Source organism: Pseudomonas sp. 9Ag, from assembly GCF_902506445.1.
In the GTDB taxonomy this organism is placed as follows: Bacteria; Pseudomonadota; Gammaproteobacteria; order Pseudomonadales; family Pseudomonadaceae; genus Stutzerimonas; species Stutzerimonas stutzeri_AB.
In genome coordinates, this window is record NZ_LR733836.1 from 833,299 (window position 1) to 857,179 (window position 23,881).

25 protein-coding genes and 3 tRNA genes are annotated in these 23,881 nt (G+C 58.5%); 14 read left to right on the forward strand and 14 right to left on the reverse strand.

Going from position 1 to position 23,881, the window contains the following annotated elements:
* Positions 1-2: 2 nt before the first annotated feature.
* From ALTERO38_RS03825 to ALTERO38_RS03835, 3 genes are all read left to right on the forward strand, one after another.
* On the forward strand, positions 3-281 hold the full coding sequence (locus ALTERO38_RS03825; protein WP_046162618.1) for a type II toxin-antitoxin system RelE/ParE family toxin: 279 nt from the start codon (positions 3-5) through the stop codon (positions 279-281).
* Between the two features lie 12 nt (positions 282-293).
* Entirely contained in the window at positions 294-599 is a 306-nt protein-coding gene (locus ALTERO38_RS03830) for a HigA family addiction module antitoxin (RefSeq protein ID WP_159967334.1), read from the forward strand.
* Positions 600-668: 69 nt separating this feature from the next.
* Entirely contained in the window at positions 669-938 is a 270-nt protein-coding gene (locus tag ALTERO38_RS03835) for an excalibur calcium-binding domain-containing protein (RefSeq protein WP_306109794.1), read from the forward strand.
* 87 nt (positions 939-1,025) lie between these two features.
* On the opposite strand, the gene ALTERO38_RS03840 is transcribed toward ALTERO38_RS03835, so the two are convergent.
* Positions 1,026-1,102: transfer RNA gene (locus ALTERO38_RS03840), tRNA-Met, on the reverse strand.
* Between the two features lie 457 nt (positions 1,103-1,559).
* Between ALTERO38_RS03840 and ALTERO38_RS03845 the strand changes: the two genes are divergently transcribed.
* Together ALTERO38_RS03845 and ALTERO38_RS03850 are read left to right on the forward strand one after the other, a co-directional pair.
* Positions 1,560-1,754, forward strand: coding sequence for a hypothetical protein (locus ALTERO38_RS03845; protein WP_148924464.1), 195 nt, complete (start codon positions 1,560-1,562; stop codon positions 1,752-1,754).
* Positions 1,755-2,163: 409 nt separating this feature from the next.
* Positions 2,164-3,279 (forward strand): metallophosphoesterase, encoded by a 1,116-nt coding sequence (locus ALTERO38_RS03850; protein WP_159967336.1) that lies wholly within the window; start codon positions 2,164-2,166, stop codon positions 3,277-3,279.
* A gap of 8 nt (positions 3,280-3,287) precedes the next feature.
* On the opposite strand, the gene ALTERO38_RS03855 is transcribed toward ALTERO38_RS03850, so the two are convergent.
* The 10 genes from ALTERO38_RS03855 to ALTERO38_RS03900 all read right to left on the reverse strand — a co-directional run bounded on the left by ALTERO38_RS03855 (position 3,288) and on the right by ALTERO38_RS03900 (position 11,264).
* Complete coding sequence (locus ALTERO38_RS03855) at positions 3,288-3,986, reverse strand: DNA-3-methyladenine glycosylase (RefSeq protein ID WP_159967337.1); 699 nt, start codon at positions 3,984-3,986, stop codon at positions 3,288-3,290.
* Between the two features lie 224 nt (positions 3,987-4,210).
* Positions 4,211-5,311, reverse strand: coding sequence for a redox-regulated ATPase YchF (gene ychF / locus ALTERO38_RS03860; protein ID WP_159967338.1), 1,101 nt, complete (start codon positions 5,309-5,311; stop codon positions 4,211-4,213).
* A 138-nt stretch (positions 5,312-5,449) separates the two neighbouring features.
* The gene (gene pth, locus ALTERO38_RS03865; protein WP_159967339.1) at positions 5,450-6,034 is read right to left on the reverse strand and encodes an aminoacyl-tRNA hydrolase; all 585 of its coding nucleotides are present in this window, start codon (positions 6,032-6,034) and stop codon (positions 5,450-5,452) included.
* Positions 6,035-6,068: 34 nt separating this feature from the next.
* Complete coding sequence (locus ALTERO38_RS03870; RefSeq protein ID WP_102838017.1) at positions 6,069-6,686, reverse strand: 50S ribosomal protein L25/general stress protein Ctc; 618 nt, start codon at positions 6,684-6,686, stop codon at positions 6,069-6,071.
* Positions 6,687-6,810: 124 nt separating this feature from the next.
* Positions 6,811-7,752: a ribose-phosphate pyrophosphokinase gene (locus ALTERO38_RS03875; protein ID WP_021208703.1), complete on the reverse strand. Its 942-nt coding sequence runs from the start codon at positions 7,750-7,752 to the stop codon at positions 6,811-6,813.
* Positions 7,753-7,835: 83 nt separating this feature from the next.
* Positions 7,836-7,910 (reverse strand) — tRNA-Gln (locus ALTERO38_RS03880).
* 53 nt (positions 7,911-7,963) lie between these two features.
* A tRNA-Gln gene (locus tag ALTERO38_RS03885) sits at positions 7,964-8,038 on the reverse strand.
* 29 nt (positions 8,039-8,067) lie between these two features.
* On the reverse strand, positions 8,068-8,913 hold the full coding sequence (ispE, locus tag ALTERO38_RS03890; RefSeq protein ID WP_159967340.1) for a 4-(cytidine 5'-diphospho)-2-C-methyl-D-erythritol kinase: 846 nt from the start codon (positions 8,911-8,913) through the stop codon (positions 8,068-8,070).
* Positions 8,913-9,533, reverse strand: a complete 621-nt coding sequence (lolB, locus tag ALTERO38_RS03895) for a lipoprotein insertase outer membrane protein LolB (RefSeq protein WP_159967341.1) — start codon at positions 9,531-9,533, stop codon at positions 8,913-8,915. Before lolB ends, ispE begins: the two co-directional genes overlap by 1 nt.
* 3 nt (positions 9,534-9,536) lie before the next feature.
* Positions 9,537-11,264 (reverse strand): tetratricopeptide repeat protein, encoded by a 1,728-nt coding sequence (locus ALTERO38_RS03900; RefSeq protein WP_159967342.1) that lies wholly within the window; start codon positions 11,262-11,264, stop codon positions 9,537-9,539.
* A 182-nt stretch (positions 11,265-11,446) separates the two neighbouring features.
* Here ALTERO38_RS03900 and hemA point away from each other — a divergent pair, with 182 nt between their 5' ends.
* From hemA to ALTERO38_RS03930, 6 genes are all read left to right on the forward strand, one after another.
* A complete protein-coding gene (hemA, locus tag ALTERO38_RS03905; RefSeq protein WP_102838013.1) occupies positions 11,447-12,715 on the forward strand; it encodes a glutamyl-tRNA reductase in 1,269 nt (422 codons plus the stop codon).
* A complete protein-coding gene (gene prfA, locus ALTERO38_RS03910; RefSeq protein WP_159967343.1) occupies positions 12,712-13,794 on the forward strand; it encodes a peptide chain release factor 1 in 1,083 nt (360 codons plus the stop codon). Before hemA ends, prfA begins: the two co-directional genes overlap by 4 nt.
* A gap of 70 nt (positions 13,795-13,864) precedes the next feature.
* Entirely contained in the window at positions 13,865-14,695 is an 831-nt protein-coding gene (prmC, locus tag ALTERO38_RS03915) for a peptide chain release factor N(5)-glutamine methyltransferase (protein ID WP_159967344.1), read from the forward strand.
* Positions 14,696-14,714: 19 nt separating this feature from the next.
* The gene (locus ALTERO38_RS03920) at positions 14,715-15,470 is read left to right on the forward strand and encodes a molybdopterin-synthase adenylyltransferase MoeB (RefSeq protein WP_159967345.1); all 756 of its coding nucleotides are present in this window, start codon (positions 14,715-14,717) and stop codon (positions 15,468-15,470) included.
* Positions 15,451-16,254, forward strand: coding sequence for a glutamate racemase (gene murI, locus ALTERO38_RS03925; protein ID WP_372239353.1), 804 nt, complete (start codon positions 15,451-15,453; stop codon positions 16,252-16,254). Before ALTERO38_RS03920 ends, murI begins: the two co-directional genes overlap by 20 nt.
* Before the next feature lie 84 nt (positions 16,255-16,338).
* Positions 16,339-16,857, forward strand: coding sequence for an acyloxyacyl hydrolase (locus ALTERO38_RS03930; protein ID WP_159967347.1), 519 nt, complete (start codon positions 16,339-16,341; stop codon positions 16,855-16,857).
* A gap of 32 nt (positions 16,858-16,889) precedes the next feature.
* Here ALTERO38_RS03930 and ALTERO38_RS03935 read toward each other — a convergent pair whose 3' ends face one another.
* The 3 genes from ALTERO38_RS03935 to upp form a co-directional block, all read right to left on the reverse strand.
* The gene (locus ALTERO38_RS03935; protein WP_159967348.1) at positions 16,890-17,207 is read right to left on the reverse strand and encodes a YkgJ family cysteine cluster protein; all 318 of its coding nucleotides are present in this window, start codon (positions 17,205-17,207) and stop codon (positions 16,890-16,892) included.
* 93 nt (positions 17,208-17,300) lie between these two features.
* Positions 17,301-18,563 (reverse strand): uracil-xanthine permease family protein, encoded by a 1,263-nt coding sequence (locus ALTERO38_RS03940; RefSeq protein WP_102838007.1) that lies wholly within the window; start codon positions 18,561-18,563, stop codon positions 17,301-17,303.
* A 2-nt stretch (positions 18,564-18,565) separates the two neighbouring features.
* Positions 18,566-19,204, reverse strand: coding sequence for a uracil phosphoribosyltransferase (gene upp / locus ALTERO38_RS03945; protein WP_102838006.1), 639 nt, complete (start codon positions 19,202-19,204; stop codon positions 18,566-18,568).
* A 175-nt stretch (positions 19,205-19,379) separates the two neighbouring features.
* Here upp and ALTERO38_RS03950 point away from each other — a divergent pair, with 175 nt between their 5' ends.
* From ALTERO38_RS03950 to ALTERO38_RS03960, 3 genes are all read left to right on the forward strand, one after another.
* Positions 19,380-19,937 (forward strand): hypoxanthine-guanine phosphoribosyltransferase, encoded by a 558-nt coding sequence (locus ALTERO38_RS03950; protein ID WP_148924479.1) that lies wholly within the window; start codon positions 19,380-19,382, stop codon positions 19,935-19,937.
* Between the two features lie 482 nt (positions 19,938-20,419).
* A complete protein-coding gene (locus ALTERO38_RS03955) occupies positions 20,420-22,219 on the forward strand; it encodes a DUF1302 domain-containing protein (RefSeq protein ID WP_159967349.1) in 1,800 nt (599 codons plus the stop codon).
* A gap of 108 nt (positions 22,220-22,327) precedes the next feature.
* The gene (locus ALTERO38_RS03960; RefSeq protein ID WP_159967350.1) at positions 22,328-23,689 is read left to right on the forward strand and encodes a DUF1329 domain-containing protein; all 1,362 of its coding nucleotides are present in this window, start codon (positions 22,328-22,330) and stop codon (positions 23,687-23,689) included.
* Positions 23,690-23,881: the final 192 nt, after the last annotated feature.

The window sequence follows — 23,881 nt, forward strand, 5'->3', positions numbered from 1 at the left end:
GCGTGATTCTGAGTTTCAGGTGTGATGAAACCCGAGCGTTGTTCGAGTCAGGAGGCTCCCGGCGTTGGGGAAACATCCTGAACGTCGCGACCAGAAAGCTCGCGATGCTCAATGCGGCAACGGAGCTGCGAGATCTACGCTCCCCGCCGGGCAACAGATTGGAAGCATTGCAAGGCAACCGAGCAGGGCAACATAGCATCAGGATCAACGACCAGTGGCGGATCTGCTTTGTCTGGACAGACGCAGGCCCCACACAGGTTGAGATCGTCGATTACCACTGAGGAGGTGGCTACATGGCAATTAACGGCATGCGCCCCGTTCACCCTGGTGAAGTGCTGCGCGAAGAATTTCTAGAGCCGCTGGGCATCACTCCCACTGCGCTTGCTCGTGCGCTACGTGTATCGGCCCCGACCATTAATGACATTGTGCGCGAGCGTCGCGGGATAACGGCTGATACCGCTATTCGCCTGGGCCGCTACTTCGACACGTCCGCCCAGTTCTGGATGAACCTGCAGTCGGACTACGCCCTAGCGACTACCTATGCGGCGAATGGCGAAGAGATAGAGCATGAGGTCGAACCGTTGCGAGCAGTCGGTTAGTCAGACACTATCTGCGCCTCAAAAAAACCGTTGAAAGGATTCACGATGAAGAACTTACTAATCGCCCTCATGATCGGCGCGGCAGTTTGGCATTTCTACCTAAAGCCGGGTGCGGGGCAGTCAGTAAGTTCTACGGTCCTATCGACAACAGCAGCGCAGTCTAAGCCGGCTACAGGCTTCCCTAAGGTTGCGAGCAGCTCTTACTCATGCGATGGCCGCACTCACTGTTCTCAGATGAGATCCTGTGAGGAAGCGACGTTCTTCCTTCGGAACTGCCCCGGTACGAAGATGGACGGGAACTACGACGGCGTTCCGTGCGAGCAGCAGCATTGCCGTTGAGAGCGGCAGGTAGGCAGGGTGTAGACACTCTGTAGTCACTGAGCACAACAAAAAAGGGCCTACCTTTCGGTAAGCCCTTGTTTTGTTTGGTGGCTACGCAGGGACTTGAACCCCGGACCCCAGCATTATGAATGCTATGCTCTAACCAACTGAGCTACGTAGCCAAGTGGCGCGCATTATTGGCGCCGAGCGGTTGTGTGTCAACCCTCAGGGTGTGCTTTTTCTACCTGCTTTTTCAAATGCTTATGCTGCCGGTCCGACCGTTGTCGGTGCGCTGTCGATAAAGCCCATTTTGGCGGGAATACGAGGGTGGCCAGGCGCTCGCTGCAGTCGGGCACGGCGATCTGATGCTTCTGCTCGTCTGTCATTCGCAGCACCTGCGCTAGAGGCTGGCAGCGAGGTGTTCGCGCTTGTGCTAGTCGAGGCGAAAGTCAGGGTGTTTCAGCCGGCCGACGCGGTTTACAGCCGCAATACCACGTTGGCTGCGAGGATCACCTGTTTCCATAGTGCCCTGAGCGAGTTCCAGGGTGAACATGCCTGGACGGGTCACGGATGACCGGTCCGAACGATGCATCGCCAGACCTGCCTAATCCCTCAGGCACATATGCTAGGAGATAAATCATGCTCAGCATTACTTTTCCAAGCGATCCACCGCTCCATCCCTGGCTGGCGGACGAATCGCCGATGAACGACCTCGACGACGCCGAGAGTGACACCGAGCTGGATGATGGCGGTGTTCTACCGGACGAAGTACTCGAGCAGCTGGAAAAAGAACCGCCACCTCCGGACCCGATGCCTGATCCTGGCGTTATGTAGCAGTTAGGTTGTGCTTATCGATGGGTAGGCGTGCCGGCGGTTTTCAGCTGTGAGGCTAGCGCGCTCCGGCTCTGTATCCAGGTGTGAGGGTCACCGCGCCGCTTCTGCGCGACAGATCAGTCGCTTACGGCTGGCGACTGCCCGTGACGTTAGTTGAGCTGGCACCCAGTCAATCCAGCCCTCAACGGATCGAAATTGAACGGGTAAGTAGTTTCGGTCAACGTCTGTCACTGATGGCGCTGGCCATACACTCATGACTTGTGCCTGAGACACCGCACTTTTCTGTGCTTGGGCATTACGGACGGGGATCCTAGGCATAAGCGTGGTACAAGTTCTTTTCGATTCCGTTACGCCGCCTGCCGCCAGGGTGCGTAACAATACTCCACCCTTGCTTTAGAGACGTTAATGCATGAACAGGCGGTTGCTAGTTGTTGCGCTGCTGATTGGCTTGCATGTGTTCGTCGGTGTCACGCTGATTCCAGATCTGTCCCTTGGGCCATTCGGCAGCGTCTTGGCGTGGGGCTATCTCGTGCTCTCGGCTGTGCTGATGCGTTTCGGTGTGCTGGTACGCTGCGCCGGGAGTGCGCTGCTGGCGTGGTCCGGGTTGTTGGCGATGGGCATCTTTTCCAGTCTGGCGATCTTCGCACTGCTGCGCGCCTTTGTTTTGGTGGTGGCCTCGCTGCTCGGGTGGGAGTCGGCTGCTATTGGGCGTGGCTCGGCGTTGGCGGTGATCGTTGCGGTCGCAGCGGTCACCCTGTTCGGTGTGCTCAATGCGCGGCGCACGGCTCGTGTGGTTGAACGCAGCATCGCGCTGCGAGATCTTCCGCCAGGGCTGGAGGGCTTCAGCATCGTGCAGCTCAGCGACATCCACGTGGGTCCGACGATCAAGCAGGGCTACATCGATGCGATAGTCAGGCGGGTCAACGGGCTTTCGCCGGACCTCATCGTGATTACCGGTGATCTGGTAGATGGCAGCGTTGCCGATCTGGCCGATGACATCGCCCCGTTGGCGCAATTAAGCGCGCGGCATGGTACGTATGTGGTGACCGGCAATCACGAGTACTACTCCGGTGCGGACAGCTGGATTTCCGAGTTCGAGCGGCTGGGTATGGCCGTGCTGCTCAATCGTCATGTTCAGCTCGAACACGGCGACGCACGTATGGTGTTGGCAGGTATCGCCGATTATTCGGCCGAGCTGTTTCGTCCCAGCCATCGCAGCGATCCGGTCGCAGCATTTGCCGGTGCGCCCGATGACGTGCCGCGCCTCCTGCTGGCGCACCAGCCCCGTTCGGCCAAAGCCGCGTTGGAGGTGGGCTGCGATCTGCAGTTGTCGGGGCATACGCACGGCGGGCAGTTCTGGCCCTGGATGCATTTCGTGCGCTGGCAGCAACCATGGGTGGCAGGGTTGCAGCGCGTCGGTGAGATGCAGATCTATATAAGCCGTGGCACGGGTTATTGGGGGCCGCCGCTGCGCTTTGGTGCGCCGTCGGAGATCACGAGAATTCGTTTGGTCAGGGCTGTTTGAGTCAGAAACTAGCTCGCCAATGACTCGCGGCGCAGCAGCGCGTAATCCTGGCCTTCTTGTTGCCCGCGGCGTAGCGGATTGCGTGTGCAGTGCGCGGCAAAGCCCGCATCCACGAAGCGGTAGGGCAGATGCTCGTCGCGGCCGGTGGGGATGCCCAGGCGTGTGGTCTGGATGATGTCCGGACGTGCGCCAATGTCGTCCACGCGCAGTCTGGCAGGGTCCATGCGCTGGGCATTCCACTCTGCAACCTTCAGCCCCAGGGCCTTGCATAACAGTGTCTGGCCGGAGCAGAGACGGGTCAGGGGACGTGGGCCGCCTGCGGCCGAGGGGCTGTTGGTGCGCATGCGTTCGATGGATTCCTCACATGACAGCGAGTCGACCCAGGGATATCCGGCCTTGATGCAGACGGCGTTGCCGTCCCCTTGTACGCTGAAGTTGAGCGAGTCCCCGCCGCGTGAGTAATAGAGATAGAGATGCCCGGCTGGCATGAACATGGCGCGCCGCGAGGGGCTGTGACCGAGCGAAGAGTGACTGGCTTTCTCGTCGATGTAGTAGGCCTCTGTCTCGATGATGCGCGCCGACAACCACAGCCCGTCTACGCAGCGGCGAATGACGGTTCCAAGCAATGCCTGAGCGACGACTTGCGCGTCCCGGTCGAAAAAGGCGTCGTCGAGGTGCTGCAGCGGTGGTTCGGTGAGGCTGTTCATCTGGGCTCCGGCTTCGGCAGGTCTGCCTGTTCCGACCGCGCAAGCGGGGCGAATATTCCGCGGATGATGGTCAGATTCCGTACCGGTCGTCAGTCAGATGCCTGGAGCAGACGCTTTTCCCGACTGTTCAGCAGGACGAGTTTGCGGCTCGGAATGCAAAAAGCCTCGCGTGAGCGAGGCTTTTTGAGAGTTGCATCAAGCGCATGCCGAGCTGGCGATTTCGCTTACACGTTGAAGCGGAAGTGCATCACGTCGCCGTCCTTGATGATGTATTCCTTGCCTTCCAGGCGCCATTTGCCGGCTTCCTTGGCGCCGGCTTCGCCCTTGTACTGAATGAAGTCGTTATAGGCGACCACTTCGGCGCGGATGAAGCCTTTCTCGAAATCGGTGTGGATCACGCCGGCACCCTGGGGGGCGGTGGCGCCGATCTTCACGGTCCAGGCGCGGACTTCCTTCACGCCAGCGGTGAAGTAGGTCTGCAAGTTGAGCAGTTCATAACCGGCACGAATCACGCGGTTCAAGCCGGGCTCTTCGAGGCCTAGCGACTCGAGGAACATGTCTTTTTCCTCGCCATCGTCCAATTCGGCGATTTCCGCTTCGATCTTGTTGCACACCGGCACCACGACGGCACCTTCTTCGGCTGCGATGGCGTTTACCACGTCCAGATGCGGGTTGTTCTCGAAACCGTCTTCGGCAACGTTGGCGATATACATTACCGGCTTGCTGGTCAGCAGGTGGAAACCCTTGGCCAGCTGCATCTCGTCCTCACCCAGCTTCTTCAGCAGCGTGCGGGCCGGCTTGCCTTCGGTGAAGTGCGGGACCAGCTTTTCCAGCAGCGCTTTCTGCGCGACGGCTTCCTTGTCGCCGCCCTTGGCGTTGCGTGTGACGCGCTGCAGTTGCTTTTCGCAGCTGTCGAGGTCGGCAAAGATCAGTTCCAGTTCGATGATTTCGATGTCGCGCTTGGGGTCGACCGAGTTGGAGACGTGAATGACGTTCTCGTCTTCAAAGCAGCGCACCACGTGGGCAATGGCATCGGTTTCGCGGATGTTGGCTAGAAACTTGTTGCCCAGACCTTCGCCTTTGGAAGCGCCTTCAACGAGGCCGGCGATGTCGACGAACTCCATGGTAGTCGGCAGGATTCGCTCGGGCTTGACGATATCGGCCAGGGCCTGCAGGCGCGGATCGGGCATCGGTACGATACCGCTGTTCGGCTCGATGGTGCAGAAGGGGAAGTTTTCCGCAGCGATACCTGACTTGGTCAGCGCGTTGAACAGGGTGGACTTGCCGACGTTGGGCAGGCCGACGATGCCGCAATTGAATCCCATGGTGTCTTGCCTCGGTACTGGCTGGCAGCGGATGCGCTACCGGCGTTGCCAAACTGCGTTAAACGGCTTCGTGATGCGCTGCAGTGCAAGCTTTCCGCTCAGCCGTTGCCTTGTCTTGCGGTCCCGCGTCGAGTTCGATCAGGCCTTCTGGCTGTGCAGACGCTGCATCGCACGCGTCCAGTCACCGGCAAGAATCTCGGGTAGCACGTCGAACGTAAAGCCGATGCTGGCGTCGAGCTTTTCGCGCTCGGCCTGGGGCGCCCGGCCCAATACATAACCGGTTACCAGACTGCTGTGGCCCGGATGACCGATGCCCAGACGCAGGCGGTAGAAATTGTTCTGATTGCCGAGCTTGGCAATGATGTCGCGAAGCCCGTTATGCCCGCCATGGCCGCCGCCCTGTTTGAGCTTGGCAATGCCGGGGGGCATGTCGAGTTCATCGTGGGCAACCAGGATAGACTCGGGGGGAATACGGAAAAATCCAGCCAGTGCCGCCACCGCCTGACCGCTGCGGTTCATGAAGGTGGTGGGGATCAACAGGCGGACATCTTCGTCCTGATGGCGAAACTTGCCGACCAGGCCGAAATACTTGCGATCGGCGCTGAGGTTGACGCCCTTGTGGGCAGCCAGACGCTCAACGAAAAGGGCCCCTGCGTTATGCCGGGTCTGGTCGTATTCAGGGCCTGGATTACCCAGGCCGACGATCAGTTTAACGGCAGTCACGACAGAGGCCCTTCCTCAGGTAATGACGAGTGGATTACTCGGCAGCGCCTTCTTCTTTCGGAGTGTCTTCCTTGCTCACGCGAGGGGCGTGAACGTTGGCAACTGGCAGGTCACTGCCGTGTGCCAGGGCGACCAGCTGAACGCCTTTCGGCAGAGTCAGGTCGGTCATGTGCAGAACCTGGCCGACTTCAACCTTGGCCATGTCGACCTCGATGAACTCCGGCAGGTCTTGCGGCATGCAGGACACTTCGACTTCGTTGATGTTGTGCAGGATTTCGCCACCCTGCTGCTTCACGCCAACCGAGGTTTCCTGGTTGATGAAGTGCAGCGGAACGGTAGCGGTCAGCTTGTGACCTTCGACGACGCGGACGAAGTCAGCGTGCAGGACGAAGCTCTTGGCCGGATGACGCTGCAGTGCCTTGATCAGAACGGATTCGTTCTGGCCATCGACATTCAGGGTCAGCACGTGGCTGAAGGAGGCTTCGTTTTCCAGCATTTTGGCCAGGTCTTTGGCCAGCAGGCTGATGGACTGCGGGGCTTTGTCACCACCGTAGATTACGGCCGGGACGAGGCTGGCGTTACGACGCAGGCGGCGGCTCGCACCTTTCCCCAGGTCGGAACGCACTTGGGCATTCAGAGTGAAATCAGTCATTGTGTTTCTCCAGGATAACAACGCACCCGAAACGCTCGCGACCAGCGCTACCGGGCGGTTGGGCAAAAAACCCCGCACGAGGCGGGGCACATTTTCGTTCTGCGCAAAGGGCTAAGCGTTGGGCTTAGCGGAACATCGCGCTGATCGATTCAGCATTGCTGATGCGGCGAACCGCTTCAGCCACCATTGGCGCGATGTCCAGCTGGCGAATACGAGTACAGGCTTGCGCCGCTGCGGACAGCGGAATGGTATTGGTCACGACCAGTTCGTCGAGAACCGAGCCTTCGATGTTCTCGATGGCGCGACCGGACAGAATCGGATGTGTGCAATACGCAAAGACCTTGGCAGCGCCATGATCTTTCAGAGCAGTAGCGGCGTGGCACAGAGTGCCGGCGGTATCGACCATGTCATCGACGAGGATGCAGGTACGACCTTCGATATCGCCAATGATGTGCATCACCTCAGACTGGTTGGCCTTCGGGCGACGCTTGTCGATGATCGCCAGATCCACACCCAGCGACTTGGCGACGGCACGAGCACGCACCACGCCACCAATATCGGGGGAGACGATCATCAGATTCTCGAAGCGCTGAGCCTGGATGTCATCAACCAGGACCGGCGAGCCGTAGATGTTATCCACGGGCATGTCGAAGAAGCCCTGAATCTGATCGGCGTGCAGGTCGACCGTGAGGACGCGGTTAACGCCTACCACATCGAGCATGTCGGCCACGACCTTGGCACTGATCGGCACACGTGCGGAGCGCGGACGGCGATCCTGACGGGCGTAACCAAAGTAGGGGATGACGGCTGTGATGCGAGTGGCGGAGGACCGGCGGAAGGCGTCTGCCATCACAACCAGTTCCATCAGATTGTCGTTGGTGGGAGCACAGGTCGGCTGAATCAGGAAGACGTCCTTACCGCGAACGTTCTCATTGATCTCGACACTGATTTCGCCGTCGGAGAATTTACCGACGTAGGCGTCACCGAGAGGGATATGCAGCTGACGTACAACACGCCGGGCCAGGTCGGGGTTGGCATTCCCCGTGAAGACCATCATCTTGGACACGCGCAGTACCTGCCTGAGGGTGGATCCGATGAAACAAAAAGCTGTTCAAAAGGCCAGGCGTTTTGAACAGCTCTCGTGATGTTTGGCAGGGGCGGCTGGATTCGAACCAACGCATGCCAGGATCAAAACCTGGTGCCTTACCGCTTGGCGACGCCCCTGTAGATGTAACCCTGAAAAGTGCTTGTCCAGCTGTACTAACCCCGAAAGGTTATGGCAGGGGCGGCTGGATTCGAACCAACGCATGCCAGGATCAAAACCTGGTGCCTTACCGCTTGGCGACGCCCCTGTAACGTACAACCTCTAACCACTTGCTTCCTATGCCAGCTTTGCGAGCTTTCGGTGCAGCATCGAAATGTTGCGGCCTTGAGCGATGAATGCTGGTAAATCGGCTGGAAGTTGGCGGCAAACTTTATCAGCCTCACCTTTGTTTGGGAAGCTCCCAAACACACAAGCTCCAGTGCCGGTCATTCTTGCTGGAACAAATTTGTTCAACAAGCTCAAAGCGTTACGGACTTCTGGGTAACGCCTCTCGACTACCGGCTGACAGTCGTTATGACCGCCCCCTGCAAGAAGGCTGCGAACTGTAATGGCCGGGGTATTGCGTGTCAACTCTGGGTCGGAAAATATTTCCGCTGTACTAACAGAGACTTGCGGAGCGACGACAAGGTACCAGGGTTCGCTCAATTCGACCGGTTGCAGGCGTTCACCGACCCCTTCTGCAAAGGCCGCGCGGCCTCTGACAAACACTGGCACGTCGGCGCCCAGGGTCAGGCCGATAGCCGCCAGTCGATCTACGCCGAGGCGAGTCTGCCAGAGGTAATCCAGGCCCAGCAGGGTAGTGGCTGCGTCGGAGCTTCCGCCGCCGATGCCGCCGCCCATGGGCAGGCGCTTGATCAGTTCTATGTCAGCGCCGAGGGTGCAGGCGCTGTGGGTCTGGAGCAGGCGTGCAGCGCGGACGATCAGGTTACTGTCATGGTCGACGCCGGGAAGGTCCGTGTGCAATCGAATCTGCCCATCGGTTCGAGCTGTAAAGGTCAGCTCGTCACCGTGGTCAAGGAACTGAAACAGCGTTTGCAGCTCATGATAGCCGTCGGCGCGACGGCCGAGGATATGCAGCATGAGATTGAGTTTGGCTGGGGCGGGAAGTGTCAGCGCGCGCATCAGTGTCCGAGCTGGCGCGGTTGCCAGTCCTTCACAACCAGTGTGATCTTGAGGTCCCGGCCTGCCAGTTTGATGCGGTTTGGCAGTGTGTACCCGTCCTCCTCGGTGTAGCCCAGATACTGCACATCCCAACCATCCTGCTGCAAGCTGGCAAGTCGCCCGTTGGGATCAAGCGCAATGCGGCTGCGGCTATCCGGCGCCGGAAGGCCGCGTACCCAATAGAGAAGGTGGGAGACAGGCAATTGCCATCCCAGCTGGCTTTCAACCAATGCCTCTGGCGATTCGGCCTCGAAGCGTCCCTGTCCGGCAACCTCCAGGGCCACCGCATCAGGACGTCCTGTCAGGCGCGTGGCGCCACGCCCCAGAGGGCCAGAAAGGCGGATGTCGAAGTAGCCCTGGCGCTGCAGCCAGAACAAGGTGCCGCTGCCTGAATCCTGCGGTGCCTGGATTCCAATCTTGCCGCTGATCTGCCAGCCATCGATCTCGCTGATGTGGGCCTTATGGGCTTTCCAGTCCTCGGCATTGCCGGGGCCTTCCACGGACTCCTGCGGACCAAGACCGGCGCAACCAGCCAGCAGCAGGGCAAAGGTGGAGATCAGCAGGTTACGCATCAGCTTCATGGGTCAGGGTTTCTCCGAGCCTGTCAGGCGTTTGATGGTTTCGCGCAGCACTTCGCTGTCCGAATTGTCCTTCAGTGCTTTTGCCCAGATGGCGCGCGCTTCGCGCTGCTTGCCAGCAGACCACAGTACTTCGCCAAGATGAGCGGCGACTTCATGGTCGGGAAAGCGCTCAAGCGCCTTGCGCAGCTGGGCTTCTGCTTCTTGCAGATTGCCCAGTCGATAGTTGACCCAGCCAAGCGAGTCGAGAATTGCGGCATCGTCAGGGTTGATACGATAAGCCTGTTCGATCAGATCAAGTGCTTCCTGGTATCGGTCGGTGCGGTCAGCCAGCGTATAGCCGAGCGCATTGATAGCCATTGCATTGTCCGGCTCACGCTCAATGATGTAGCGCAGGTCTCGCTCCAGCTGAGGCAGGTCACCACGCTTCTCCGCAATCATGGCTCGGGTGTAGAGCAGGTTCAGGTCGTCGGGAAATTCATTCAGCGCCTGTTCTGCCAGTTCCCATGCCGCTTCTATCTGTTGCTGTCCGGACAGTGCTTCCAGCTCAATGAGGTATAGCTGAATAGCGTAATCAGGCTGCTCGTCACGAGCGCTTGCCAGCAGCCTCGATGCTTCCTGGTTGCGGCCAAGGGCAAACAGCAGCTCCGCCTGCATCAGTTTCGCCGGCAGGTATTCATTGCCAGGCCCGACCTTGGCGAACGCGGTCAATGCCTGCTCATTTTTGCCTAGCTCACGGTAAGCGCGGCCTAGGTTGAAATGAGCGGCGTCCAGATGGCTCCCGCGGTCGATCAGCTCTTCCAGATAGACGATCGCCTCACGCCAGGCCTGCGCTTCGAGGCATACCAGCGCCAGCGAGAAGCGCAAGTCATCGTCGCTAGGGTGCTGCTGAACCAGCGTAGCGAATTCGCCCATTGCGTCCTCGACCCGATTCTGCTCCACCAAAAGGCGCGCATAGGTCAAGCGCAAGCGCTTATCTTCGGGATGCAGGCGGAGGCTGTTTTCCAGAAGCGGCATGGCCTCGTTGCCACGCTCGAGAATCTGTAACAGGCGCGCCTGGAGCAAAATCGACGGAATTTCCTGCTCGTCGGACGGTTGCTCCTCAAGCAGCGCGAGTGCCTCTTCAGGGCGAGCGTCCTGCTGCAGCAGGACGGCCTTACCGAATTTCAGTTGAGGATTGTCGGGATGCTTGGCCAGCAACTGGTCGAAGCTCTTCAGCAGGCCGCTGCGCGTGTCCGGATCGGTTTCAGCGGCGGATAGCGCGAGGAAGTCGAAATGCGTATCGCCCTGACCCTTGAGCACCTTTTCCATGAAGGACAGCGACTCTTCATAGCGCCCTGCGCGTGCCAACTGAATGGCTGCCGCTCGCTGGGCATCGAGATTGTCCGGTGCATTGTTCGCCCAGATGATCGCCGTATCCAGCGCAGCCTGGTCGGCGCCGAGGTATTCGGCGATACGGAATCCGCGCTCTGCCACGCCGGCATCCTGGGTCGCGTTGGCCTGTTGGACATAGCTGCCCAAGGCGATGTCGAAGCGGTTGCGCTGGCCGGCCAGCTCTGCCACCAGCAACGCATAGAGGGTATCGCCGCTGAACGAGCCGTACTCGCTTGGGCTTTTTGCCGCAGGCTCCGCCGTGGCTTCCTCGATTGGCGGGCTGCTGTCAGGGGGGCTCTGCATGAAGCTTTGGCAGCCACCGAGCAATAGAGCGGCGCTGAGGGCGAGGAGTTTTTTCATAGGAAACTTAGGCTGATCTGCGGTCGCGGCATGATGACACAAGCCGCCAGGCAAGCACACGGCTCGGCTTGGGCCCAGCGTTTTGTGGGTTTGGTCCGTAACAGACAATGTCTGGCAATGGTTGTTCTGAGGCAGGCGAAGTAGGAGAATCGCGCGCTCCGTTTTCGAATCAGCGATCCTGCATGGCTTTCATCGCGCTTGGCATTAATCACAAGACCGCATCGGTGGACGTGCGCGAGCGTGTGGCGTTCACGCCCGAACAGATGGTGGAGGCGCTGCAGCAGCTGTGTCGTGTCACGCCTACGCGTGAAGCCGCTATTCTGTCGACCTGCAATCGCAGCGAGCTTTACCTGGAGCAGGAGCAGCTCGAGGCCGAGACGGTGTTGGCCTGGTTGGCCAACTACCATCGCTTGAGTCTCGAGGACCTCAAAGCCTGTGCCTATGTGCACACCGACGACCAGGCCGTGCGGCACATGATGCGTGTGGCCTCCGGTCTGGATTCGATGGTGCTGGGCGAGCCGCAGATTCTCGGGCAGATGAAGTCCGCTTATGCTGTGGCGCGCGAGGCCGGTAGCGTCGGCCCGCTGCTGGGTCGTCTGTTCCAGGCGACCTTTAGTACCGCCAAGACTGTACGTACTGACACTGCCATTGGTGAAAACCCGGTTTCGGTCGCTTTCGCCGCTGTCAGCCTGGCCAAGCAGATCTTCGCCAACCTCGATCGCAGCCAGGCATTGCTGATCGGCGCTGGCGAAACCATCACCCTGGTTGCTCGGCACCTGCACGAGCAAGGCGTCAAGCGCATCGTGGTTGCCAACCGTACCCTCGAACGCGCAAGCGCGCTGGCCGAGCAGTTCGGTGCCCATGCCATCTTGCTTGCCGACATCCCGCAGGAACTCTACAACAGCGATATCGTCATCAGTTCGACTGCCAGCCAGCTACCAATTCTAGGCAAGGGGGCGGTCGAGCAGGCGTTGAAGAAACGCAAGCACAAACCGATGTTCATGGTGGATATCGCGGTGCCGCGCGATATAGAAGCGCAAGTCGCCGATCTGGATGACGTCTATCTCTACACCGTCGATGATCTTCATGAGGTGGTCGCAGAGAATCTCAAGAGCCGCCAGGGCGCAGCCCAGGCCGCCGAAGAGCTGGTTGCGGTCGGAACTGACGATTTCATGGCGCGGCTGCGTGAGCTGGCCGCCGTGGATGTGCTCAAGGCCTATCGGCAGCACGCTGAGCGCCTTCGTGATGAGGAGTTGCTGCGCGCCCAGCGGTTGCTGGCCAATGGCGGCACAGCCGAGGATGCGCTGGCGCAGCTGGCGCGGGGATTGACCAACAAGTTGCTGCACGCGCCTAGCGTACAGCTGAAAAAACTTTCTGCCGAAGGGAGAGTGGAGGCACTGAGCATCGTCCAGGACCTCTTCGCCCTGCAAGACAGCACGGACAAACCATGAAAGCGTCGCTGCTCAACAAACTCGATACCCTGCAGGACCGCTTCGAAGAGCTGACAGCGTTGCTGGGTGACGCTGAAGTGATCAGCGATCAGACCCGTTTTCGCGCCTATTCGCGCGAGTACGCCGAGGTCGAACCGGTTATCGCCGCTTACCGCAAATTTCTCAAGATGCAGTGCGACCTTGAGGGAGCTCAGGCACTGCTCAAGGACAATGATCCCGACGTGCGTGAGATGGCCGAAGAAGAGGTTACCGAGGCGCGTGGTAAGCTCGAAGCGATTGAGGCTCGGCTGCAGCGTATGCTCCTGCCGAAGGATCCCAAAGATGGGCGTAACGTGTTCCTCGAAATTCGGGCTGGCACCGGTGGCGATGAAGCCGCGATCTTCTCCGGGGATCTGTTTCGTATGTATTCCCGCTACGCCGAACGGCAAGGCTGGCGCGTCGAGATCCTGTCTGAAAGCCCGGGCGAGCACGGCGGCTACAAAGAAGTGATCTCGCGGGTCGAGGGCGACAACGTCTTTGCCAAACTCAAGTTCGAGTCGGGCGCGCACCGGGTCCAGCGCGTTCCTGAAACCGAGTCTCAGGGGCGTATCCATACCTCGGCCTGCACCGTGGCGGTTCTGCCCGAGCCAGACGAGCAAATCGCGATCGAAATCAACCCGGCCGACCTGCGCGTCGATACCTATCGTGCCTCGGGTGCCGGCGGACAGCACATCAACAAGACTGACTCGGCGGTGCGCATCACTCACATGCCCAGCGGTATCGTCGTCGAATGTCAGGAAGAGCGCTCGCAGCATAAGAACCGTGCGCGGGCCATGTCCTGGCTGGCAGCCAAGCTGCAAGATGTGCAGGACAGCGCGGCGCACAAGGAAATTTCCGATACGCGCAAGCTGCTGGTGGGCTCGGGCGATCGTTCCGAACGTATTCGGACCTACAACTTCCCGCAGGGGCGCGTTACGGACCACCGTATCAACTTGACGCTGTACTCCCTCAACGAAATGGTCGGCGGTGCCGTGGAGCAAGTAATCGAACCACTGTTGCAGGAATATCAAGCCGATCAGCTCGCCGCGCTGGGTGATTGACTGCTCTTTTTATCGGCGGACCGGTTTGGTTCGCTGACTGCGGTATAACTGAATCCTGGATAACTCGAGCATGGCGACAATCGACTCCCTGCTGCGTGCCGCTCAGTTACCCGACTCGCCGAGCGCCAAGCTCGATGCCGAGTGGTTGCTTGCTGCCGTGCTGGGCAGGTCGCCGAGCTATCTGCGCACCTGGCCTGAGCGCGAAGTACTGCCTGAGGACGAGGCCCGCTTTGTCGCCCATCTTGAACGTCGTCGCCTTGGCGAGCCGGTAGCCTACATCCTGGGTCGCCAGGGCTTCTGGAGCCTTGAGCTCGAAGTGGCGCCGCATACCTTAATTCCAAGACCGGACACTGAGCTGTTGGTAGAGACAGCGATGAAGGTGCTGCCTGCCGGTGGTGCGGCGAGCGTGCTCGATCTGGGTACGGGAACCGGTGCGATTGCCCTTGCGCTTGCCAGTGAACGTCCGGCCTGGCAGGTCAGCGGCGTGGACCGCGTTACCGAGGCCGTTGCGCTGGCGGCTCGTAATGCCCAACGGCTTGGGCTCGGCAATGCAGCCTTTCTCGAGAGCCACTGGTTTTCGTCACTTAGGGGCCAGCGTTTTGAGTTGATTGTCTCCAATCCCCCGTACATCCCCGCCAGTGATCCCCATCTGTCGCAGGGTGATGTGCGTTTCGAACCGAGCAGTGCGCTGGTGTCGGGTGTTGATGGTCTGGACGACATTCGCCTGATCATTGAGCAGGCGCCCGATCACCTGAGCTCATCCGGCTGGTTGGTACTTGAGCACGGTTACGATCAGGCGTCAGCGGTGCGGAGCCTGTTGAGCGCCGGCGGTTTCGTTGATGTCGCCAGCTGCAGGGACTTCGGTGGCCACGAGCGTGTCAGCCTCGGGCGGCTGCCATGAATCAAGAGAGGAAATGTGCATGCTGAGCGACGACGAGCTGCTGCGTTACAGCCGGCAGATCTTGCTGAAACAGGTCGATATCGAGGGTCAGCTCAGGCTTAAGCAAAGCCGTGTACTGATCGTCGGGCTTGGCGGGCTCGGCTCACCGGTCGCGCTATATCTGGCTGCGGCCGGGGTTGGCGAATTACATCTGGCGGACTTTGATCGCCTCGATCTGACCAATCTGCAGCGGCAGATTGCTCACGACACCGCATCGGTGGGGTTGCACAAAGTGGATTCGGCAATGGCTCGACTATCTGCCCTTAACCCTTTGATCAAACTGGTGCCGCACCGCGCCGCGATGGACGTCGATACGCTTGAAGCGGCCGTGTCAGCAGTCGACCTGGTGCTCGACTGCACGGACAATTTTGCAGTCCGTGAAGCAGTGAATGCCGCCTGTGTGGCCGCGGTAAAGCCGCTGGTAAGCGGTGCGGCTATTCGGCTCGAGGGGCAGCTGTCGGTGTTCGACCCTAGAGTCGAGACGAGCCCCTGCTATCACTGCCTTTACGGCCATGGCTCCGAGGCTGAGCTGACCTGCAGCGAAGCCGGTGTTCTTGGCCCAGTCGTTGGAATGGTCGGCAGTTTGCAGGCGCTTGAGGCGATCAAGCTGCTGGCCGGCTTCGGTGAACCTTTGGTTGGCCGGTTGCTGCTGGTAGATGCGCTTTCCACTCGATTCCGCGAGCTCAAGGTCAAGCGCGACCCGGCTTGCACCGTCTGTGGCCACAGCCGTGACTGACAGCCGGCCGATAGGGGTTTTCGATTCCGGTGTGGGTGGGCTGTCGGTGCTTCGGGAGATCCGTGCGCGCCTGCCCCATGAGTCGTTGTTGTATGTGGCGGACAGTGGTCACGTTCCCTATGGCGAGAAAAGTCCGGAATTTATCCGTGAGCGCTGCCGGGCCATCGCTGCTTTCTTGCTTGAGCAGGGCGCCAAAGCGCTGGTGCTGGCCTGCAACACCGCGACGGCGGCCGGCGTGGCTGACTTGCGAGAGCAGTATCCAAAGCTTCCCGTGGTTGGGATGGAGCCTGCGGTCAAACCTGCCGCTCGGGCCACCCGCAGTGGGGTGGTTGGGGTGCTGGCAACGACTGGCACGCTGAAGAGCGCTAAATTTGCAGCGTTGCTTGATCGTTTTGCCAGTGACGTGCGTGTGATCACGCAGCCATGTCCAGGGCTTGTCGAACGCATCGAGGCAGGCGAACTTGCTACGCCACGCACCCGCATGCTGTTGGAGAGCCTGGTTCAGCCTCTGATCGAGCAAGGGTGCGATACGCTGATTCTCGGCTGCACCCACTATCCGTTTGTGAAACCTTTATTGCGCGAGATTCTTCCCGCAACGGTCGCTCTGGTCGATACCGGAGCTGCGGTCGCGCGGCATCTCGAAACCCTGCTGGCGGCCAACGGACAGCAAAGCGAAGGCGAGGCGCTGGTGCGCTTCTGGAGCAGCGGCGATCCTCTGCGATTGGCTGGCGTTCTTCCAGTACTTTGGGGTGAAAACGGTACAGTTTCCTACTGTTCTGCTTAGGAACTCCCCGCTGCGCTAGCCCTCTGTACTTAAGCAATACTGAAAAAACGAAAAGCTTGGCCAATTTCGATAAGGAAATTTCGCATGAACAAATTGATCTCCTTCGCTGCGGTTGCGGCAATTTCGCTGGGCCAGGTAGCTGCCGCCCATGCTCTTGACCTGACCGCTGCGGTTGGGCGTACCGGCGAGTCGACGATGACTTATCGACTGGGAGCGCAGATGGATTTCAATCGTAGCTGGTTCGAGACGGGCGTGGGCCGGCTGACCGGGTATTGGGATGCGGGCTACACCTACTGGGAAGGTGATGAGACCTCGAGCAATCACAGCATTTCACTTGCGCCAGTATTCGTGTACGAGTTCAGCACTGGATCGGTAAAACCTTACCTGGAAGCGGGCATCGGCATCGCGGCTTTCGAAAACACCGAAATAGAAAACAATGATCTTGGGTCCTCCTTTCAGTTCGAGGATCGATTCGGTGCCGGCCTGCGTTTCGCTGGCGGCCAGGAGATAGGCTTACGGGCTATTCACTATTCCAACGCTGGCATCAAGGACCCCAACGACGGCATCGAAACTTACGCGCTGCACTATCGAGCCTCGTTCTGACAGCTCGATCATGAAGCTGATGGTGGAAGCCGTCAGCCGTCCAGATAGGCTCGTGCTGAGCCTTTGCGCTCTTCGAGGCAGTCATCCGAGCCCAGCTCGAACTCCCGACAGATAAGCGGGCGCCGGCTGTAGATAGTGCAGCGCATGCTGTCCCGGTCCAGCGCTGCGCACCAACCGTCGTCCAGACGGCGCATGACCTGGCCACCCCAATCATCTTCATCGATGAAGCGTTCCGGGACGCCGGTGTCGGTCAGCAGCATGACTTCAAGGCGGCAGCAGCACGCGGCGCAGCTGCTGCAGCTGACTGTGTCGTCAGTCAATTGGCGGTGGGGAATGGCAGATTGAGTCATCGCGGCAGTCTACGCGTCTTGCGTCGGGATAGCTGCAAGCCAGGAGCGCCGCGAAAAGGGAAAAAGCCAGCACGGACGTGCTGGCCTAGCAGACTAGATGTTTTCTTCGATTTGCTTGTTTTTCCAGCCTTCACCGCCGGGTAGCACCAGATTGAGCAGCAGCGCGATGATGGCGCACAGCGAGATGCCGGACAGGCTGAACTCGCCGTAACCGAACGCCATGCCGCCAATACCGAACACCAGCGTGACGGAAACAATGATGAGATTGCGTGCTTCCGCCAGATCCACCTGATGGCGAATCAGGGTGCTCAAGCCAACCACGGCAATCGAGCCGAACAGCAGGCAAAGGATGCCGCCCATGACCGGAACTGGGATGCTAAGCAGTCCAGCCCCGAACTTGCCGATAAATGCCAGAACGATGGCGAAGACTGCCGCCCAGGTCATGATTTTTGGGTTGTAGTTCTTGGTCAGCATCACCGCGCCGGTCACTTCCGCGTAGGTGGTGTTAGGCGGGCCGCCGAACAGGCCTGCGGCCGAGGTTGCCAGGCCGTCGCCGAGCAATGTGCGGTGCAGGCCAGGCTTCTTGATGAAGTTGTTGCCGGTCACGCCACCGATGGCAACAACACCGCCAATGTGTTCGATGGCAGGTGCCAATGCGACCGGGACCATGAACAGAATGGCGCCCCAGTGAAATTCCGGCGCGACGAAGTTCGGAACAGCCAGCCAGGGTGCCGCCGCAATCCCTGCTGTATCCACGACACCAAACATGAACGACAGGCCGTAGCCCACCGAGACGCCGGCGAGGATCGGCACCAGTCGAAACAGGCCTTTACCTAGCACCGCCACCAGCAGGGTGGTGAGCAGTGCAGGCATCGAAATCATCATGGCTGTCGCATAAGGGACCAGCTGAGCGCTGCCGTCGCCGGCCTTGCCCATTGCCATATTGACCGCGACAGGTGATAGGGCGAGGCCAATGGAAATGATCACCGGAGCGATCACAACCGGTGGCAGCAGGCGGTCGATGAACCCAGGTCCTTTCAGGCGAACCGCAAAGCCAAGGAACATGTAGACGATACCGGCCGCCACCACGCCGCCAAGCACGGCGGGTAGACCGAAGTCTCCTTTGGCCGCGATGATGGGGGCGATGAAGGCGAAACTCGACGCCAGGAATACCGGAACCTGGCGTTTGGTGACCAATTGAAACAATAGGGTGCCGATACCGGCGGTGAACAGCGCAACGTTGGGGTCCATTCCGGTGATCAGCGGCATCAGCACCAACGCGCCAAATGCGACAAACAGCATCTGGGCGCCGGCTAATACCTGGCGCGCGAGCGGTTCTTCCAAGGGTTGCGACATGCTCAGATGTCCTTCTGCTTGGTGCCGAAGATTTTGTCTCCCGCATCGCCCAGGCCCGGCATGATGTAGCCGTTCTCATCCAGGCGGTCGTCAATGGAGGCGGTGTAGATGGTGACGTCCGGATGTGCCTTTTCGACGGCCTCAATGCCTTCCGGTGCGGCGACCAGAACCAGTGCGCGGATTTCCTTGCAGCCTGCCTTTTTCAGCATATCGATGGCAGCAACCATCGATCCGCCGGTGGCGAGCATCGGATCGATGATCATCGCAAGGCGCTGATCAAGGTCATCAACCAGGCGCTCCAGGTAGGTGTGTGCCTGCAAGGTTTCCTCATTGCGAGCAATGCCGACCGCGCTGACTTTGGCGCCTGGAATCAAGCTGAGTACACCGTCTAGCATGCCGATGCCGGCACGAAGAATCGGTACGACGGTGATTTTCTTGCCGGAAATCTTTTCGACCTGGACTGGACCGCACCAGCCATCAATGCTGTAGTTTTCCAGCGGCAGGTCCCGAGTCGCTTCGTACGTCAGAATCGAGCCCACTTCCTGTGCCAACTCGCGGAAATTCTTAGTGCTGATATCGGCACGGCGCATCAGCCCAAGTTTGTGGCGAATAAGCGGGTGGCGAATCTCTCGAATGGTCATGGCTGGCTCCGGCGGTCGAATAAACCGGCGTAGATTAATGCATCGACGTGTTACCGGCTATTGATGTGTAGGAGAGGGCTTGCCCTGTGCCTAGCCGCATCGGTATCGTCGCGCCCCTTAATTTGGGGGCGGCCGGCCGGGCTGCTTCATCTTCTAACTGTTCTGGAGCATCGCCATGTCCGTCGATCTAGCACACATCCGCCAGATCATGGCTGAAGCCGACTGTCTGTACCCCGACGCCGAGGTTGAAGCGGCGATCGATGCGATGGCCGCGAAAATCAATGCTGAGCTGGCTGACCGCAACCCTGTGGTGTTCTGTGTGATGAACGGGGGGCTAGTCTTCTCCGGCAAGCTGGTGACCAAGCTGAATTTCCCGCTCGAGCTTTCCTATCTCCATGCGACACGTTATCGCAACGAAACGAGCGGTGGAGAGCTGTTCTGGAAGGCGAAGCCGGAAATCTCGTTCATGGATCGTGATGTGCTGATCATCGACGACATCCTCGACGAGGGACATACGCTTGGTGCGATCATTGATTTCTGCAGGCATGCCGGTGCTGCCGCTGTGCATACCGCGGTGCTCGTCGATAAGGACCATCAGCGCAAGGCTCGTCCAGATCTGAAAGCAGATTATGTTGGGCTAAGCTGTGTTGATCGCTATGTGTTTGGCTACGGTATGGACTACAAGGGTTACTGGCGAAACGCTCCTGGCATCTACGCTGTTAAAGGCATGTAAGTAATAGCGTTATCGCACGGGCAACGTCGCCGGCCCGTGCGCTTTCTCCTATTAGCGACTTCTCGAATGCCTGCGCGTCAATTCACGCGCGCCATCTGTTTCGTTTCGCCTCACGCGTTGCGCTTTGGTAACGCTCCCGTGCATCACTCTATGCCCGAATGTTGAGACTGTATTGCACGCGTGCCCGCCTGAGGCTCGGCTATCGAGCAGGCAGCGGCTAGTTGCGTGCAGCTCAGGCAAATTTCTCGCGAAAGGCGTCGCAACTGCTCTATTTAGAGGCTTGCGTCTGTATTGCTGGCGGCTAAGCTCTCGGATAGCCTCACAAGCGCCTGCGCTGCGGGCAGCCTATATACGGCTGAACACCAATGCTGGCAAGGCTGTTCATACTTAAGGATTACAGAGCAAATCAAACCTTAGTGCGCTTAACCCTCAACCTCCGTGTGGGTAGGGTGAACGTACTTCGAACCAACCAGGAGCGCCTCATGACAAAAACAACAAGGCAAGGAATCTTCCAGCCCAAAACCCTGGCCCTCGCGGTCGCGTTGGGCATTGCGTCACCCGCTTATGCTGTCACGTTCAATATTGGGGAAGTGGAGGGTCAGCTGGACTCGGCTATGTCGATCGGTGCTAGTTGGTCGACAACCGACCGGGACATGGACCTGGTCGGTAGCGCTAATGGCGGTACCGGGTATACCCAAACTGGTGATGATGGTCGTCTGAACTTCAAAAAAGGCGAGACGTTTTCCAAGATTTTCAAAGGTATTCACGACCTTGAACTGCGCTATGGCGATAGCGGCGCCTTTATCCGCGGCAAGTACTGGTATGACTTCGAACTGAAGGATGAAAGTCGTCTATTCAAGGATATAAGCGATAGCAATCGTAAGGAAGCTGCCCAATCTTCCGGCGCACAGATCCTCGATGCATTCCTTTATCACAACTACTACCTAGGCGACCTGCCGGGTACCGTTCGACTGGGTAAACAAGTTGTCAGTTGGGGTGAAAGCACGTTCATTGGTAACTCAATCAACTCCATCAACCCGCTTGACGCGGCAGCGTTCCGTCGGCCTGGTGCTGAGATCAAGGAAGGCCTGATTCCTGTAAATATGCTTTACGTGTCGCAAAGTGTCAGCGATCAGCTAAGTATAGAGGCGTTTTACCAGCTGGAGTGGGATCAAACGATCGTCGACAATTGTGGTACGTTTTTCGCGGGTGCGGACGTGGTCGCGGATGGTTGCGACACAAACTACAACATCCTTGATGCTGCCACAGTTAATAATTTGCTTGCCTTGCCCGCTGCGACACGTGCTGCACTTGGGATCAACGTCGAGCAGGAAGGCCTTCTGGTCCGCCGTGGTAGCGACCAGGACGCTCGGGATTCTGGTCAATATGGCCTCGCGTTTCGTTGGCTTGCTGACTCAGCAGAATACGGCGCTTATTTCATGAACTATCACAGCCGTACACCAAATCTAAGTGTGCGAAATGCAAATGCTACAGCGATTGGAACAGCGCTCGCCACGCCAGCACTTGCCAGTCCTATTTTGCTTAGCAACGGAGAATATTTTCTGGATTATCCGGAAGATATTCGTCTCTATGGCGCGAGCTTTTCCACGACGCTGCCAACTGGCACAGCATGGTCCGGTGAGGTTAGCTACCGACCCAACCTGCCCATTCAAATTAACACTACAGATATAACAGGTCGGTTAGCGCGGACCGTTGCTACCGCCGCTGCTATTGGCGGCGCTACCGGTGGGGCGGCAGGGGCTGCCGCTGCAGGGCTTGCACAAGCAGGTTTTGAAAGTCGCGGCTACAATCGCAAGGAAGTGACGCAGCTACAAACTACCTTTACGCACTTTTTTGACCAAGTGCTAGGCGCTGGCCGAGTGACCGTAGTGGGAGAACTTGGTTACACCCATGTCGGCGGCCTTGAAAGCAAAAGCGAGCTCCGCTACGGGCGAGATTCGATCTATGGTCTAGACAATGCACAATATGGAAACGATGGTTTTGTCACGGCTGACTCATGGGGCTATCGTCTGCGGGCTCTTGCGAACTATAGCAATGTTTTTGCAGGTATCAACCTGACGCCTAACGTCTCGTTTTCTCACGATGTTAACGGCTATGGGCCTGTATTCAACGAAGGTTCCAAAGCCGTTAGCCTAGGCATTGACGCCGAATACCAGAACACCTACACAGCCAGCTTGTCTTACACCGATTTCTTTGGTGGCGATTACAACACCCTAGTTGATCGTGACTTCCTGGCGCTGAGCGTAGGCGTGAACTTCTAAGGAGGCCATTTCAATGTTGCCGTACGGAGCTCCTTTGAGAGCTCCGCTACGCGCCAGTCTACATACAAGGCCTCCGGCCAAAACAAGATCAAGAGGAACTGGAAGCGTATGAAAACAACAAAAAAATTATTCAGTGTCTTGGCTTTCTCGCTGCTGGCAAGCAGTGTGATGGCTGCAGTCTCCCCTGAGGAAGCCGCTAAGCTCGGCAATACATTGACTCCACTTGGTGCCGAGAAGGCCGGCAACGCTGAAGGGACAATTCCAGCCTGGACAGGCGGTCTTTCCACCGACGCTGCCCCGCTGGATAACGGCCATCTGACCAATCCTTTCAAAGGCGAGCAGCCTGAGTTTGTCATCACCGCGCAGAACGTTGATCAATATAAAGACAAGCTCACGGCAGGCCAGCAGGCCATGTTCAAGCGCTATCCTGAAACGTACAAGATTCGCGTTTTCCCGACTCATCGCAGTGCTGCCGTACCGGATCGAATCTACGAAGCGGCCAAAACCAGTGCGTTGAAAACCGAGCTGGTCGACGGTGGTAACGGTATCGCCAATTTCTCTGACAGCCGCTACTACGCGTTCCCCATTCCGAAGAATGGTCTGGAGGTCGTATGGAACCACATCACCCGATATCGTGGCGGTAATGTACGACGCAACATCGTGCAAGCCACGCCTCAAACAAATGGCAGCTACACGCTGGTGCACTTCGAGGACGAAGTGGCATTCCCAAGCGATATGTCCGATCTGGATGCTGAGCGTGCCAAGAACGCATTGCTGTTTTTCAAACAGCGGGTAACTGCTCCGTCTCGCCTTGCGGGTAACGTCCTGCTGGTTCATGACTCGCTGGATCAGGTGAAAGATCCTCGCCAAGCCTGGATTTACAACGCCGGTCAGCGCCGTGTGCGGCGTGCACCACAGGTGGCCTATGATGGCCCGGGCACGGCGGCAGACGGTATGCGGACGACCGACAACTTCGACATGTTTAGCGGTGCTCCTGATCGCTACGACTGGAAGCTGGTTGGTAAGAAGGAGCTGTACATCCCCTACAACAGCTATGAAATCAACTCTAGCGACGTGAAATACAGCGACGTTCTGAAAGCTGGACATGTGAATCAGGATCTGGCGCGCTACGAACTGCATCGTGTCTGGGAGATCGAAGCCAACCTGAAAGAGGGTGAGCGCAACATTTACGCCAAGCGTCGTTTCTTTGTTGATGAAGACACTTGGACCATCGTGCAATCGGAGCTGTATGACGGCCGCGGCCAACTGTGGCGTGTCGGTGAGGCGCATATGCTGCAGTACTATCAGCACAAAGTGCCGGCCTATGCCTTCGAGGCGCTCTACGACATTATCTCCGGTCGTTACATCGCTATTGGTCTGAGTAACGAAGAGCCAGCACACGAGTTCGGCTACAAAGCGTCGGCCCGTGACTTTACGCCGGCTGCATTACGTAATGCGGGGGTGCGCTAATTAGGTAGCATCTGTAAGGTGAATAAGGCGGCCAGTTGGCCGCCTTTTTTATTTGTCGGTCAGCCGGGAGTGATACTTTTCAGCCACTAGAGAGCTCGGTACCCATCCATTCAGAGCGGTATGCTCGTAGGGTGAGTCGACAAAAGATCCGCAATCGTGCAGGTTATTACGGCGCATGCGCATCGATTGAAA

Bases quoted from the DNA above. Each gene is read 5' to 3' on its own strand.
- ALTERO38_RS03830 (WP_159967334.1), top strand. From the start codon at position 294: ATGGCAATTAACGGCATGCGCCCCGTTCACCCTGGTGAAGTGCTGCGC.
- ALTERO38_RS03835 (WP_306109794.1), top strand. From the start codon at position 669: ATGATCGGCGCGGCAGTTTGGCATTTCTACCTAAAGCCGGGTGCGGGG.
- ALTERO38_RS03845 (WP_148924464.1), top strand. From the start codon at position 1,560: ATGCTCAGCATTACTTTTCCAAGCGATCCACCGCTCCATCCCTGGCTG.
- ALTERO38_RS03850 (WP_159967336.1), top strand. From the start codon at position 2,164: ATGAACAGGCGGTTGCTAGTTGTTGCGCTGCTGATTGGCTTGCATGTG.
- ALTERO38_RS03855 (WP_159967337.1), bottom strand. From the start codon at position 3,986: ATGAACAGCCTCACCGAACCACCGCTGCAGCACCTCGACGACGCCTTT.
- ychF (WP_159967338.1), bottom strand. From the start codon at position 5,311: ATGGGATTCAATTGCGGCATCGTCGGCCTGCCCAACGTCGGCAAGTCC.
- ALTERO38_RS03870 (WP_102838017.1), bottom strand. From the start codon at position 6,686: ATGACTGATTTCACTCTGAATGCCCAAGTGCGTTCCGACCTGGGGAAA.
- ispE (WP_159967340.1), bottom strand. From the start codon at position 8,913: ATGCGCGCGCTGACACTTCCCGCCCCAGCCAAACTCAATCTCATGCTG.
- lolB (WP_159967341.1), bottom strand. From the start codon at position 9,533: ATGAAGCTGATGCGTAACCTGCTGATCTCCACCTTTGCCCTGCTGCTG.
- ALTERO38_RS03900 (WP_159967342.1), bottom strand. From the start codon at position 11,264: ATGAAAAAACTCCTCGCCCTCAGCGCCGCTCTATTGCTCGGTGGCTGC.
- hemA (WP_102838013.1), top strand. From the start codon at position 11,447: ATGGCTTTCATCGCGCTTGGCATTAATCACAAGACCGCATCGGTGGAC.
- prfA (WP_159967343.1), top strand. From the start codon at position 12,712: ATGAAAGCGTCGCTGCTCAACAAACTCGATACCCTGCAGGACCGCTTC.
- prmC (WP_159967344.1), top strand. From the start codon at position 13,865: ATGGCGACAATCGACTCCCTGCTGCGTGCCGCTCAGTTACCCGACTCG.
- ALTERO38_RS03920 (WP_159967345.1), top strand. From the start codon at position 14,715: ATGCTGAGCGACGACGAGCTGCTGCGTTACAGCCGGCAGATCTTGCTG.
- ALTERO38_RS03930 (WP_159967347.1), top strand. From the start codon at position 16,339: ATGAACAAATTGATCTCCTTCGCTGCGGTTGCGGCAATTTCGCTGGGC.
- ALTERO38_RS03935 (WP_159967348.1), bottom strand. From the start codon at position 17,207: ATGACTCAATCTGCCATTCCCCACCGCCAATTGACTGACGACACAGTC.
- ALTERO38_RS03940 (WP_102838007.1), bottom strand. From the start codon at position 18,563: ATGTCGCAACCCTTGGAAGAACCGCTCGCGCGCCAGGTATTAGCCGGC.
- upp (WP_102838006.1), bottom strand. From the start codon at position 19,204: ATGACCATTCGAGAGATTCGCCACCCGCTTATTCGCCACAAACTTGGG.
- ALTERO38_RS03950 (WP_148924479.1), top strand. From the start codon at position 19,380: ATGTCCGTCGATCTAGCACACATCCGCCAGATCATGGCTGAAGCCGAC.
- ALTERO38_RS03955 (WP_159967349.1), top strand. From the start codon at position 20,420: ATGACAAAAACAACAAGGCAAGGAATCTTCCAGCCCAAAACCCTGGCC.
- ALTERO38_RS03960 (WP_159967350.1), top strand. From the start codon at position 22,328: ATGAAAACAACAAAAAAATTATTCAGTGTCTTGGCTTTCTCGCTGCTG.